This is a genomic window from Microbacterium sp. MM2322, from assembly GCF_964186585.1.
GTDB lineage: Bacteria > Actinomycetota > Actinomycetes > Actinomycetales > Microbacteriaceae > Microbacterium.
Genome location: NZ_OZ075067.1, coordinates 1,153,784 through 1,167,045, shown reverse-complemented (window position 1 = coordinate 1,167,045; position 13,262 = coordinate 1,153,784). Strand labels below are relative to the sequence as shown.

General features: G+C 68.1%; 13 protein-coding genes. 1 reads left to right on the top strand and 12 read right to left on the bottom strand.

What is annotated here, in order from left to right; genetic code table 11:
- Nucleotides 1–3: 3 nt before the first annotated feature.
- Nucleotides 4–3,522, bottom strand: a complete 3,519-nt coding sequence (gene dnaE, locus ABQ271_RS05655; protein ID WP_349310517.1) for a DNA polymerase III subunit alpha — start codon at nucleotides 3,520–3,522, stop codon at nucleotides 4–6.
- A gap of 48 nt (nucleotides 3,523–3,570) precedes the next feature.
- On the opposite strand from dnaE, the gene ABQ271_RS05650 reads away from it, so the two are divergent.
- Nucleotides 3,571–4,044: an NUDIX domain-containing protein gene (locus ABQ271_RS05650; RefSeq protein WP_349310516.1), complete on the top strand. Its 474-nt coding sequence runs from the start codon at nucleotides 3,571–3,573 to the stop codon at nucleotides 4,042–4,044.
- Nucleotides 4,045–4,047: 3 nt separating this feature from the next.
- On the opposite strand, the gene ABQ271_RS05645 is transcribed toward ABQ271_RS05650, so the two are convergent.
- From ABQ271_RS05645 to ABQ271_RS05595, 11 genes are all read right to left on the bottom strand, one after another.
- The gene (locus ABQ271_RS05645) at nucleotides 4,048–4,617 is read right to left on the bottom strand and encodes a GNAT family N-acetyltransferase (protein ID WP_349310515.1); all 570 of its coding nucleotides are present in this window, start codon (nucleotides 4,615–4,617) and stop codon (nucleotides 4,048–4,050) included.
- 32 nt (nucleotides 4,618–4,649) lie between these two features.
- The gene (locus ABQ271_RS05640) at nucleotides 4,650–5,570 is read right to left on the bottom strand and encodes an RluA family pseudouridine synthase (protein WP_349310514.1); all 921 of its coding nucleotides are present in this window, start codon (nucleotides 5,568–5,570) and stop codon (nucleotides 4,650–4,652) included.
- Nucleotides 5,557–6,174 carry a signal peptidase II gene (gene lspA, locus ABQ271_RS05635; protein ID WP_349310513.1) on the bottom strand — a complete coding sequence of 206 codons (618 nt, stop codon included), beginning with the start codon at nucleotides 6,172–6,174 and terminating at the stop codon, nucleotides 5,557–5,559. Before lspA ends, ABQ271_RS05640 begins: the two co-directional genes overlap by 14 nt.
- Before the next feature lie 11 nt (nucleotides 6,175–6,185).
- A complete protein-coding gene (locus ABQ271_RS05630; RefSeq protein WP_349310512.1) occupies nucleotides 6,186–6,806 on the bottom strand; it encodes a DivIVA domain-containing protein in 621 nt (206 codons plus the stop codon).
- A 114-nt stretch (nucleotides 6,807–6,920) separates the two neighbouring features.
- Nucleotides 6,921–7,223, bottom strand: coding sequence for a YggT family protein (locus ABQ271_RS05625; RefSeq protein WP_036308497.1), 303 nt, complete (start codon nucleotides 7,221–7,223; stop codon nucleotides 6,921–6,923).
- Between the two features lie 4 nt (nucleotides 7,224–7,227).
- Entirely contained in the window at nucleotides 7,228–7,674 is a 447-nt protein-coding gene (locus ABQ271_RS05620; protein WP_036308496.1) for a cell division protein SepF, read from the bottom strand.
- A 32-nt stretch (nucleotides 7,675–7,706) separates the two neighbouring features.
- Nucleotides 7,707–8,396 carry a YggS family pyridoxal phosphate-dependent enzyme gene (locus tag ABQ271_RS05615; protein WP_349310511.1) on the bottom strand — a complete coding sequence of 230 codons (690 nt, stop codon included), beginning with the start codon at nucleotides 8,394–8,396 and terminating at the stop codon, nucleotides 7,707–7,709.
- Nucleotides 8,397–8,402: 6 nt separating this feature from the next.
- Complete coding sequence (ftsZ, locus tag ABQ271_RS05610; RefSeq protein ID WP_349310510.1) at nucleotides 8,403–9,563, bottom strand: cell division protein FtsZ; 1,161 nt, start codon at nucleotides 9,561–9,563, stop codon at nucleotides 8,403–8,405.
- A 157-nt stretch (nucleotides 9,564–9,720) separates the two neighbouring features.
- A complete protein-coding gene (locus tag ABQ271_RS05605; RefSeq protein WP_349310509.1) occupies nucleotides 9,721–10,713 on the bottom strand; it encodes an FtsQ-type POTRA domain-containing protein in 993 nt (330 codons plus the stop codon).
- Between the two features lie 2 nt (nucleotides 10,714–10,715).
- Nucleotides 10,716–12,116, bottom strand: a complete 1,401-nt coding sequence (gene murC / locus ABQ271_RS05600; protein WP_349310508.1) for a UDP-N-acetylmuramate--L-alanine ligase — start codon at nucleotides 12,114–12,116, stop codon at nucleotides 10,716–10,718.
- Between the two features lie 69 nt (nucleotides 12,117–12,185).
- Nucleotides 12,186–13,259 carry a UDP-N-acetylglucosamine--N-acetylmuramyl-(pentapeptide) pyrophosphoryl-undecaprenol N-acetylglucosamine transferase gene (locus tag ABQ271_RS05595; RefSeq protein WP_349310507.1) on the bottom strand — a complete coding sequence of 358 codons (1,074 nt, stop codon included), beginning with the start codon at nucleotides 13,257–13,259 and terminating at the stop codon, nucleotides 12,186–12,188.
- Between the last annotated feature and the right edge of the window lie 3 nt (nucleotides 13,260–13,262).

Below are 13,262 nucleotides of genomic sequence, written 5' to 3'. Positions count from 1 at the left end.
GACTCAGCCGAGACACTGCGGTCCCAGCAGCCCCTTCAACTCTCCATAGAGGTCGACGGTGACACCCACCTGAGCCGGCACCTCGAACACCTTGGCGACACCTCCGCGATGCAGCTTCAACGTCACCTCGGTCGCACCGGGATGCCGGTCGAGCACGGCGGCGAGCTGACCGATCGTCGTCTCCGTAGCGCGATGCTCGGGCAGAAGGAGGACGAGCGGACCCGCTGCGTCGACCGATCCCAGATCGGGTACGAACGCCGACTGACCGTGGAGGTTGCGCCCGTCGTCACGCTGAGACACGCGGCCGCGGACGACGAGGATCGAGTCCGCCACCAGCATCGACTGGAACTCGGTGTAGGTCTTGCCCATGAACATGACCGTCACCTCGCCGTCGAAGTCCTCGACCGTGATCATGCCGTAGGGGTTGCCACTCTGCTTCGCGACTCGATGCTGGACGCTGGTGACCAGCCCCGCGACGGTCACGATGTCGCCGTCGGAGATGTCGTCCGAGACGAGCAGATCGTGAATCGAGGTCGATGCGTGCTTCGCCAGCGGAATCTCGAGCCCGGCGAGCGGGTGATCGGACACGTAGAGGCCGAGCATCTCGCGTTCGAACGCGAGTTTGTCCTTCTTCGTCCACTCGGGGCGTTCGGGCACGCGCGCCACCTGCTGGGGCTCGTCGTCGCCCCACAGGCTGTCAAAGTCGAAGCCGACCTCGCCGTTGGCCTCACGGCGCTTGTCGAGGACGGCCTGTTCGGTGGCGTCCTCGTGGATCTCCATGAGCGCGCGTCGTGTCGATCCGAGCGAGTCGAATGCACCCGCTTTGATGAGGGATTCGACCGTCCGCTTGTTCGCGACGTGGGCCGGCACCTTCGTCAGGAAGTCGTGGAAGCTCGTGTACGGACCGTCCGTGCGGGCGGACACGATGCCGTCGACGACGTTCGTGCCGACGTTACGGACCGCGCCGAGGCCGAAGCGGATGTCCTCGCCGACGGCGGCGAAGTACCGGATGGACTCCCCCACGTCGGGCGGGAGGACACGGATGCCCATGCGACGGCATTCGTTGAGGTACACCGCCATCTTGTCCTTCGAGTCGCCGACGCTCGTCAGGAGCGCGGCCATGTACTCGGCGGGATAGTGAGCCTTGAGGTAGGCGGTCCAGTAGGAGACGAGACCGTATGCGGCGGAGTGCGCTTTGTTGAACGCGTAGTCCGAGAAGGGAAGCAGGATGTCCCAGAGCGACTTGATGGCCGCGTCGCCGAACCCGCGTTCCTTCATGCCGCCGGAGAAGCCCGCGTACTGCTTGTCGAGTTCGGACTTCTTCTTCTTACCCATCGCGCGGCGGAGGATGTCGGCCTGGCCGAGCGAGAAACCGGCCACCTTCTGCGCGATCGCCATGACCTGCTCCTGATAGATGATCAGGCCGTAGGTCGTGTCGAGGATGTCGCGAAGCGGCTCCTCGAGTTCGGGATGGATCGGGGTGATCGGCTGCACGCCGTTCTTGCGCAGCGCGTAGTTCGTGTGCGAGTTCGCGCCCATGGGGCCCGGTCGGTACAACGCGATGACAGCGGAGATGTCCTCGAAGTTGTCGGGCTTCATCAGGCGCAGGAGGGCCCTCATGGGGCCGCCGTCGAGCTGGAACACCCCGAGCGTGTCTCCGCGGCTCAGGAGGTCGTACGCGGGTCGGTCGTCGAGCTCGAGGTGCTCGAGGTCGAGCTCCTCGCCGCGGTTGGTGCGGATGTTGTCGAGGGCGTCGGAGATGATCGTGAGGTTTCGAAGCCCCAGGAAGTCCATCTTGATCAAGCCGAGGGTCTCGCACGACGGGTAGTCGAACTGCGTGACGATCTGGCCGTCCTGCTCGCGGCGCATGATCGGGATGATGTCGATCAGCGGCTCGCTCGACATGATGACGCCGGCGGCGTGGACGCCCCACTGGCGCTTCAGCCCTTCGAGTCCGATCGCGCGGTCGAAGACGGTCTTCGCGTCGGGATCGGTGTCGACGAGGGAGCGGAACTCGCTCGCCTCCTTGTAGCGCGGATGCTTCGCGTCGAACATGCCGCCGAGCTCCATGTCCTTGCCCATGACGGGCGGCGGCATGGCCTTCGTAAGGCGCTCGCCCATGGAGAACGGGAAGCCGAGGACACGACCGGCATCCTTCAGCGCCTGCTTCGACTTGATCGTGCCGTACGTGACGATCTGCGCGACGCGCTCGGAGCCGTACTTCTCCGTCACATAGTCGATGACCTCGCCGCGGCGACGATCGTCGAAGTCGACGTCGAAGTCGGGCATGGAGACACGGTCGGGGTTCAGGAAGCGCTCGAAGATGAGGCCGTGCTCGAGCGGGTCGAGGTCGGTGATGCGCATCGCGTAGGCGACCATCGATCCGGCACCGGAGCCGCGGCCGGGACCGACGCGGATGCCGTGGTCCTTCGCCCAGTTGATGAAGTCGGCGACCACGAGGAAGTACCCCGGGAAGCCCATCTGCAAGATGATGCCGGTCTCGTACTCCGCCTGCTTGCGAACGCGGTCGGGGATCCCGTCGGGGTACCGGTAGTGGAGGCCCGCCTCGACCTCTTTGATCAGCCAGCTGTCCTCGGTCTCACCCTCGGGCACCGGGAAACGCGGCATGTAGTTCGCGGAGGTGTTGAACTCCACCTCGCACCGCTCTGCGATGAGCAGCGTGTTGTCGCAGGCCTCGGGGTGGTCACGGAAGAGCTGGCGCATCTCCTGCGCCGTCTTGATGTAGTACCCGTCGCCGTCGAACTTGAAGCGGTTCGGGTCGTCGAGCGTCGAGCCCGACTGGACGCACAGCAGCGCCTCGTGGGCATCGGCCTCGTGCTGATGCGTGTAGTGCGAGTCGTTGGTCGCGACCAGCGGGATGTTCAGATCCTTCGACAACCGGATGAGGTCGGTCATGACGCGGCGCTCGATCGACAGGCCGTGGTCCATGATCTCGGCGAAGTAGTTCTCCTTGCCGAAGATGTCCTGGAACTCTGCCGCCGCGGCGCGCGCTGCCTCGTACTGGCCGAGACGCAGACGGGTCTGCACCTCGCCCGACGGACACCCCGTCGTCGCGATCAGCCCCTTGCCGTAGGTCTGCAGAAGGTCGCGGTCCATGCGGGGCTTGAAGTAGTAGCCCTCGATGCTCGACAGGGAGCTCAACCGGAACAGGTTGTGCATGCCCTCGGTGCTCTGGCTCCACATCGTCATGTGGGTGTAGGCACCCGATCCCGAGACGTCGTCGCTCTTCTGATCGGGGGACCCCCACGCCACGCGCGACTTGTCGCTGCGGTGCGTGCCGGGAGTGACGTACGCCTCGAGGCCGATGATCGGCTTGACGCCGGCGGACTGGGCCGCACGGTAGAACTCGAACGCGGCGAAGGTGTTGCCGTGGTCGGTCACGGCGATGGCCGGCATCCCGTAATCGGCGGCTGCCTGCGTCATCGCGCCGATCTTCGCGGCCCCGTCGAGCATCGAGTATTCGCTGTGGACGTGCAGGTGAACGAAGGAGTCGGATGCCACGGATCGAGTCTACGTTCCGGTTCTGACACGGCGCCTAGGCTGGTCGGCATGACCACCCCCGAGTTCGTCCTCGCCCTCCGCGAGAAGATCGGCACCGCCCCGCTCCCCCTCGTCGGCGTGACCGCCGTCGTCTTCCGCGACGAGAAGGTGCTCCTCGGCAAGCGGGCCGACAACGGCGAGTGGCAGTCGGTGTCCGGCATCGTGGAGCCGGGCGAAGAACCCGCCGACACGGCGGTCCGGGAGTGTCTCGAAGAGGCCGGAGTCGTCGTGCGTGCGACTCGGCTGGCGGCGGTCCAGCAGATCCCGCGGATCGTCTACGCCAACGGTGACGAGGTCGACTACCTCGACCTCGTGTTCCGGTGCGACTGGGTGTCGGGCGACCCGCATCCCGCGGACGGCGAACTGACCGAGGTCGGCTTCTACGGGCTCGGCGAACTTGTCGACGTCGATCCGCCGCACGTCCGCAAGATCGCCCTCGCGATCGCCGAGGACGACCCCGCGAGCTTCACCGGCGGCCGCTGAGGTTCAGCCGAGGTCGAGTCGCATGACGACCCGGGGGAACCCATTCAGTACGGAGTCCGTCTCTGCGGCGAGGGTGAAACCAGCCTGCTCGAACAGGCGACGCGTCCCGACATACGCCATCGTGAGGTCGACCTTCTCGCCACGATTGTCGACGGGGTAGCCTTCGACCGCCGGCGCTCCCTCGGACCGCGCGTAGTCGACGGCTCCCGAAACCAGGGCGTGGGCGATGCCGTTTCCACGATGCCCAGGGCGCACCCGGATGCACCAGAGCGACCACACGTCGAGGTCATCGACATGAGGGATCCGCCGGTTCTTCGCGAACGACGTGTCGCACCGAGGGTGGACCGCTGCCCATCCGACGACCTCATCGCCGTCGTAAGCCAGGACGCCTGGCGGGCCCTCTGCAACGAGCTCGCGCATGCGGTCGCCGCGAGCCGGTCCCGCCAGTGCCCGGTGTTCCGGTCCCGGGAGTCGATAGGTCAAGCACCAGCAGACGTTCGCGTCGGGACGCTTCGGCCCGACGATCGTCCGAATGTCCTCGAAGGAGGTCGCCGGTCGCACCTCGATGTCCATGACAGCAGGATGCCGCACTCCCCCGGCCGGTGTCACTGCTCGCGGAGGATCTCCAGGGCATGGGCGAGATCCGCCGGATACTCCGAGCGGAACGTGACCCAGTCCCCCGTCGCCGGGTGGGCGAAGGAGAGTTCGTGCGCATGCAGCCACTGCCGCGTGAGCCCGAGGCGCTGCGCCAGGGTGGGGTCGCCGCCGTAGAGCGGATCACCGACGCAGGGATGCCGATGGGCGGCCATGTGCACGCGGATCTGGTGCGTACGCCCGGTCTCGAGATGGACTTCGAGGAGCGATGCCCGCGGGAAGGCCTCGAGAGTCTCGTAGTGCGTCACCGAGTCCTTGCCGTCAGGGACGACCGCGAACTTCCAGGAGTGGTTCGGATGCCGCCCCAGGGGAGCGTCGATCGTCCCGACGAGGGGATCCGGATGCCCCTGGACGACGGTGTGATAGACCTTGTCGACCTCGCGCTCTTTGAACGCACGCTTCAGCGCGGTGTACGCCCGCTCGGTCTTCGCCACCACCATCAGGCCGCTCGTGCCGACATCGAGCCGGTGGACGACACCCTGACGTTCGGCAGCGCCGGATGTGGCGATACGGAATCCGGCGGCCGCGAGAGCGCCGACGACCGTCGGCCCCTCCCACCCGATCGAAGGATGCGCCGCAACCCCTGAGGGCTTGTCGACCACCACGATCTCGTCGTCGTCGTGGACGATCCCGAGATCGGGGACCGCGATCGGGACGATCTCGGGTCCGCGCTTCTCCTCCCAGTCGACCTGGAGCCAGGCACCGGCCACGAGCTTGTCGGACTTGCCGACCGGTCGCATGTCGACGTGGACTCCGCCGCTCTCGGCGACCTCGGCGGCGAACGTGCGGGAGAACCCGAGGAGCTTCGCCAGCGCCGCATCGACCCGGGTGCCGTCGAGACCGTCCGGGACGGGCAGGCTACGGCTGGGCATGAGGGTCAGCGGATGCCGAGACGTCAGCGTCCGCCTCTGCTGCCGCTGCCGCGCGCGCGGCATCCCTCTCGCGCGTGCCGTCGAACCGACGACCGAGGAGCACCAGAATCGCGACGGCGATCATCATCGTGACGATGAACATGTCCGCGACGTTGTAGATGGCGGACGGGAACCACAGCCACAGCCACGGCGTGTGGATGAAGTCGACGACATGGCCGACGAGGAACCCGGGATCGCGGAAGAGGCGGTCGGTGAGGTTCCCGAGGATCCCGCCGAGCAGGAGGCCGAGGACGACTGCCCACGCACGGGAGCGAACGCGCGTCGCGGCCAGGAAGACGATCGTGAGCGCCGCGGCCGCGAGTACGAGCGTGAAGACCCACGTGACGCCCTCGCCCAGCGAGAACGCCGCGCCCGGGTTGAACGTGAGGTACAGCTGGAGGAAGTCCCCGAGGACGGGCACCGCCTGCCGCTCGGGCAGTTTCGCGAGAGCGAGGTACTTGGTGAACTGATCAGCGGCCAGCACCAGCACCGCGAGGATCGCGATGGTGGTGCCGGCCGCTGCGGCGCGCAGTGTCGTCCGCGTCGCGGACGTTCGGCTCGACAATGTGCGAACGGTCAGGACGCAGGAATGGGCGTCGAGCCCGAGGTGCCGGCGACGTCGAGGTCGCGCAGCTTGTCCTCGATGAAGCCGCGGAGCTGAACACGGTAGTCGCGCTCGAACTGACGCAGCTCGCTGATGCGACCCTCAAGGGTGCCGCGCTCACTCTCGAGGCGGGTGATCTCGTCACGGGCCTTCGCCCGAGCGTCGTTGAGGATGGTGTCAGCCTCGGCCTGCGCCTCGGAGATGAGCTTCTCCTTCTGCGCCTTGCCCTCGGCAACGTGCTCGTCGTGCAGGCGCTGAGCGAGCTCGATGATGCCCGCAGAGGCGGCCACAGGGGCGGCGGCGTCAGCGACAGCAGGTGCCTCGGCGACGGGCTCGGCCGGATCCGGCACCTCTTCGACGACCTCGGTCTGCGGGGCCGACTCGGTCTGCGGAGCGGACTCCTGAGCAGCGGGCGTCTCACCGGACTCGAACGCGGCGAGCTTCGCCTTCAGTTCTTCGTTCTCAGCAATGGTCTTGCGCCACTCGACGACGATCTCGTCGAGGAAGTCGTCGACCTCATCGGGGTCGAAACCCTCCTTGAAGCGAACATGCTGGAACTGCTTGGTGACGACGTCTTCGGGAGTCAAAGGCATGTGTCTTTCCTCTTTCGGGGCTCAGGAAGCGGGCCGGTCAACGAAGACCCGCGAGGCGCGAGCCGTACCCCGACAGCATAGTCCGCGGCTGTCATGGGTGCGACGACGCGGTGGTCACACGCGGCTCAGCACCTGCGTGATCGACAGCAGGACGAAGCAGCAGAGCATCGTGATCGGGAAGGCGAGATCCAGCGCGATGGGTCCGATCCGCAGCGGAGGGATGAAGCGCCGGAAGAACTTGATCGGCGGATCCGTGACAGTGAACACGACCTCCGCGAGGACGAGCCAGCCGCCCCGCGGACGCCACTCCCGATTGAACATCGGGATGTACTCCAACACCAGACGTGCCAGGAGGAACAGCACATAGATGAGCAGGAGCGCGTTGAGGATCCCGGCGATGAGGCCGATGACCGACACGGCGTCAGTGAGTGAAGGGGGCGGAGTCCGCGTCGCCCTGGGCGATCGCGCCTTCGCCGGACACTGCGACGTTCTCCGGCGAGAGCAGGAACACCTTGCTCGTCACACGTTCGATCCGTCCGTACAGACCCAGCGAGAGACCGCTCGCGAAGTCGATGAGGCGGCGCGCGTCAGCGTCGCTCATCTGCGAGAGGTTGATGATGATCGGGATGCCGTCGCGGAAGTTCTCCGCGATGGTCTGCGCGTCGCGGTACTGCTTGGGGTGCACGGTGACGATCTCGCTCACCGTGGCCGGAGCAGGCTGACGGACGACGGCGGGGCGGTGGATCGGGGTCACCGGCGCAGTCTTGTTCTCGACCTGCTTCTCCCGACGGGGAGCGGGCTCCTCGTACACCTCTTCCTCGTCGGCGAGGCCCAGGTACACCATGGTCTTCTTGAGCGGGTTCGACATCGCATCCTCCGTATTGCTCGTCTGTGACGAGGCTATCCGTGCACGGGCCTCGGGCCCGTGATTGCCGAACCGATCCGCAGGTGTGTCGCACCTGCCGCGATCGCTTCGGCGAAATCGCCGGTCATCCCGGCGGAAATCCACTCTGCATCCGGCACGACACCGCGGACGAGGCCGGCGTAGTCGGCCAGCCGGGCGAAGGCCGGAGCGGGCTCCTCATCGAGGGGCGCGACCGCCATGACTCCGCGCAAGCGCAGCGACGGGCAGGACGCGGCCACGTGCTCTGCGAGCTCCACGATGCCGGACGGCTCGACTCCCCCGCGACCGGGATCGTCGGTGAGATTCACCTGTATTAGGACGTCGAGGATGTCTGACTCGTCATCCTCGCGTCGCGCCGTGTGCAGGGAGTCGGCGAGGCGGGCTCGGTCGAGCGAGTGCACAGCGTCGGCATCCCGCCGAACGGCCCGAGCCTTGTTGGTCTGCGCCTGGCCGATGAAGTGCCACCGCAGTGGACGGCCCGCGTAGGTCTCCCGCTTCGAGCTGAGTTCCTGCTGACGGTTCTCGCCGACATCGGTGACACCGAGGTCGGCGAGGTCCTGCACCAGTTCCACGGGGTGGAACTTCGTCACGACGATACGGGTGATCGTCGTGGCATCGCGGCCCGCCGATCGAGCGGCATCCGAAATGCGCGCGTCGATGTCGGCGAGCCGCGAGCCAAGATCCACGACGGGTTACTTCAGGAAGTCGGGGATGTCGAGGTCGTCATCGCCGAACGCGGAGTCGTAATCGCTCGAGGACGACGGCGCCGAGACGGAGACCGACTCGCGGGCGCCGCTCTTCTCGGCGGCCGCGAGATCGCGGGCGACGGTGTCCGCGGGCAGCGGCGGCAGCACCGGAGCGGATGCCGGGCGCGACACCGTGATCGGCTCCACCTTCTTCTCCGGCTCTCCGCCGTCGAAACCGGCGGCGATCACGGTCACGCGCACCTCGTCGCCGAGCGTGTCGTCGATGACGGTACCGAAGATGATGTTGGCCTCGGGGTGCGCGGCCTCCTTGACGAGCTGAGCGGCGTCGTTGATCTCGAAGATGCCGAGGTTCGAGCCACCCTGGATCGACAGCAGCACGCCGTGGGCGCCCTCGATGGAAGCCTCGAGCAGCGGCGACTCGACCGCGAGCTCCGCGGCCTTGATGGCGCGGTCAGCGCCCCGGGCGGAACCGATGCCCATGAGCGCGGAGCCCGCACCCTGCATGACCGACTTGACGTCGGCGAAGTCGAGGTTGATGAGGCCCGGGGTCGTGATGAGGTCGGTGATGCCCTGAACACCGGCGAGCAGAACCTGGTCTGCCGTGGCGAACGCCTCGATCATCGAGATGCCGCGGTCGCTGATCTCGAGAAGTCGGTCGTTCGGAACGACGATGAGGGTGTCGACCTCTTCCTTCAGCTTCGAAACGCCCGTCTCGGCCTGGGTCTGCCGACGGCGCCCCTCGAAGGAGAACGGCTTGGTCACGACGCCGATGGTCAGCGCGCCGATCGACTTCGCGATCCGTGCGACGACCGGTGCACCACCGGTTCCCGTGCCACCGCCCTCACCCGCCGTGACGAAGACCATGTCGGCGCCCGCGAGCGCTTCCTCGATCTCCTCGGCGTGATCCTCGGCAGCGCGACGACCCACCTCGGGGTCGGCGCCGGCGCCCAGACCGCGAGTCAGCTCACGCCCCACGTCGAGCTTGATGTCGGCGTCGCTCATGAGCAGCGCCTGAGCGTCCGTGTTGACGGCGATGAACTCGACGCCGCGAAGGCCGAGCTCGATCATGCGGTTGACGGCGTTGACACCGCCACCACCCACGCCAACGACCTTGATCACAGCAAGGTAGTTCTGGTTCTGGCTCACGCCGGCCTCCGTATCGTCCTGAACCTCGAGTGCAAACCTTCAACCTCAACCAGAGGTTTAAAGAATTGCCGAGTATGCAATTCCTGATTCCGAACGTAGGCGCGACCACGACGGCAGCCCGCAGCGCGGCGGGCGTGTCGTCGGATCGGATGTCGCGTCAGCGGATGACGACGGCCGTAGGCGAGGAGATGTCGTACTCCTTGACCTTCGACGGAGGCTGCGCGACCATCGCCGCCTTCAGCACCCGGACCTTCTCGACCGGCTTCTCCGCGCTCCCCCAGAGGATGTCGGCACCGTCGATCGTGAGGGTCACGTCATCGGGCGTGGTGGCCGACATCTCGGTCACCTGTGCCCGAAGGTCGGCAGGAAGCGAGCGGTAGACCGCACCGACGGCGCGGAAGGTCCGCGACCCGGCTCCGCCGGCGGCGTCGATGACCGGGTACCCCTTCGGGGCATCCTTCGTCGTACCGAGGACCACCCCGGCGGCATCCACCAGCGAGAACCCGGCCTTGGTCTCCACGACGCCCACGGGGGTGCGCTCGATGATGCGGACGACGAGTTCTTGCGGCGGACGGGCCTCGATCGAATAGCTCTCGACGAGCGGGAACGCGACGAGTGCGGCTTTCACAGCGCTCGAATCGACAAGAGCGAGCGGAGTACCCATCTCGCCCGCGAGCGCCTGTTCGATGGCGGCCGGGGCGAGTCGGTCGGTGCCGACCACGGTGATCTTGGACACGGCGAACAGCGGACTATAGGCAGTCGCGACTGCGCCGAGCCCCACGAGGACCACCGCCGCCAGGGCGCCGAGCCACGCGTAGCGACGACGGCGCTGGCGCACCGTGAAGCGACGCACCTCGCGACGCAGCGCGCGGCGACGTGCTCGTGCCGCCGCCCAGACGTCGCGGACACCGAGAGGGCGCTCCGCCTCGGCATCCGAAGCGGCGTCACCCTTCTCAGCCGCGGGCGCGGACGGGGACGGGGACGGCTCGAACGGGACGACCGGCGCGAGGCGACCCGTCGCAGGCGGCTCGGGAGCCGGCTTAGTGACCTCCGCGGCGGGCTCTGGCGCCGCTTCTCGAGGACGGGACGGCGCCGGCTCTCGTCGCTGACGTGCCGGTGGCGTGGACGGCAGCGGCGACGGCCGTCGCATCGTCAGTCCCGCTCCGGCCCGAGGGCGTCGAGCACCTGCGGGATGATGCGGTAGACGTCCCCGCAGCCGAGCGTGATGACGTAGTCCCCCGGCTGGGCGACGGATGCCGCGTACTCGGCGGCCTGCTGCCAGTCGGCGACGAAGCGGACCCGATCCTGGTTCGCGAAGGCACCACTGACGAGCGCACCGGTGACGCCCGGGACCGGGTCTTCGCGGGCACCGTAGACATCGAGGACGACGGTGTGGTCGGCGCGGGACTCGAGGACGTCGGCGAACTCGCGGTACATCGCCTGCGTGCGCGAGTACGTGTGCGGCTGGTGAACCGCGATGATCCGCCCCTCGCCGACGACCGTGCGCGCCGCCGAGAGGGCGGCGTCGACCTCGGTCGGATGGTGGGCGTAGTCGTCGTAGACGGCCACGCCGGCGCGGACGCCGTGCAGTTCGAAGCGCCGGACAGTGCCGCCGAACTCTTCGACCGCACGCACGGCGGGCTCCAGCTCGTACCCCAGCGTCAGGAGGACGGCGACGGCGCCGGCGGCGTTGATCGCGTTGTGCGCGCCAGGAACGGCCAACGCGCCGGAAACCGACTCGCCCCGGTGGTGGATCGTGAAGGACACCGGTCCCTCGGTGACGATGTCGGAGATCCGCACGTCGGCCTCGGGCGCGGTGCCGAACGATACGACGTTGTCGTGCGTGAGGGACGCGGCGACCTCTCGAGCACCCGGATCGTCGGACGAGATCACGACCGCCTGGGAGGCGGCGTCCGCGAACCGGGCGAAGCCCTTGTAGAACGCCTCGCGCGAGCCCCAGTGGTCCAGATGATCGGGGTCGACGTTCGTGATGAGCGCGACCGCGGTGTCGTACAAGAGGAACGACCCGTCGGACTCGTCCGCTTCGATGACGAACAGGTCGTCCGATCCCGTGCCACTCGAGACACCGAGCGACGCGATGACGCCACCGTTGACGAAGGTCGGATCCGCGCCGATGGCGCGGAGCGCCGTCACGATCATGCCGGTCGACGTGGTCTTGCCGTGCGCTCCCGCGACGCTGACGAGGCGGCGCCCGCCGACGAGCCAGTGCAGCGCCTGTGACCGGTGGATGACCGGAACGCCGCGCTCCTTCGCCCGCAGGTATTCCGGGTTCTCCGGCCAGATCGCGCCGGTGAAGACGACCACGTCCACCCCGTCGGGCAGATTCGCCGCGTCATGCCCCACGTGCACGTCGGCTCCGCGCGCGGCGACGGCGCGCATCGCGGCGCTGTCGGATCGGTCCGACCCCGAAACGCGGATGCCGCGATCGAGGAACATCCCGGCGAGGCCCGACATCCCAGAACCACCGATCCCGATGAAGTGGGCAGCGGTGATGTCCGCAGGAATGGGGAGCGAGAGATCGGGTCGAATCATGGCCCGTCAAGTCTAGGTCGGGGCCGCCGGGAGGACGCTGCGGCGCGCTGGGGCGTCCGGCGCCGCGGATCAGCGGGCGAGGGCGCGATCGATGAGACCGAGGACGTTCTCGCTGCCGGAGCGGGTTCCGACGCTCGCCGCGGCAGCCCGCATCCGGTCGAGCGCATCAGCATCGGCCAGCAGCGGGACGATCGTCGAGCGGACCCGGTCGCCGCTCAGTTCGCCGTCGGGGATGAGAACGGCGGCACCCGCGGCGACGGCGGACGCCGCGTTGAGCGCCTGCTCGCCGTTGCCGACCGCATAAGGCACGTAGACGGCCGGGATGCCGAGGGCGCTGATCTCACTCACCGTCGCCGCGCCCGAGCGCGACACGATCGCGTCGGCGAGGGCGAAGGCGAGGTCCATGCGGTCGATATAGGGGACGACGCGGTAGGACGGGTCACCCGGCTCGGCGACGTCGTTGCGCTCCCCCACCGCGTGGAGGATCTGCCAACCGGCCGCCACCACGTCCTGCCACGAGTCCGCGAGTGCTCGGTTCAGCCGGACGGCACCGAGCGACCCGCCGAAGACGAGGAGGACCGGACGGGCGGGGTCCAGCCCGAACGCTTCGCCGGCCTCGGCGCGGAGGGCCGCTCGGTCGAGGTGCACGATCTCGGGCCGGAGCGGCATCCCGACGACCTCCGCTCCGCGCAGCGGCGTGCCGTCGAACGCGACACCGGATGCCGCGGCTCGCCGCGCGCCGAGGACGTTCGCGAGTCCCGCTTTGGCATTCGCCTCGTGCACGACGACGGGCACACCCGCGCGGCCGGCCGCGATGTACGCGGGGGCGGAGGCGTAGCCGCCGAAGCCGACGACCACGTCGACGCCGCGCTCGCGGAGGTGGTTCCGGACCTGACGCACCGCGCGCGCGAAGCGGACGGGGAAGCGGAGAGCCGCGGCATCCGGTCGACGCGGGAACGGGACCTTGTCGACGAAGAGCAGTTCGTACCCGCGGAGGGGCACGAGGCGCGCCTCGAGACCTTCCCGCGTACCGAGGACGAGGACGGTGGCGTCGGGCTCTCGGGCAGTGAGAGCGTCAGCGACGGCGAGCAACGGATTGACGTGGCCCGCGGTCCCGCCGCCGGCCAGAAGGTACGTGGTCACCGG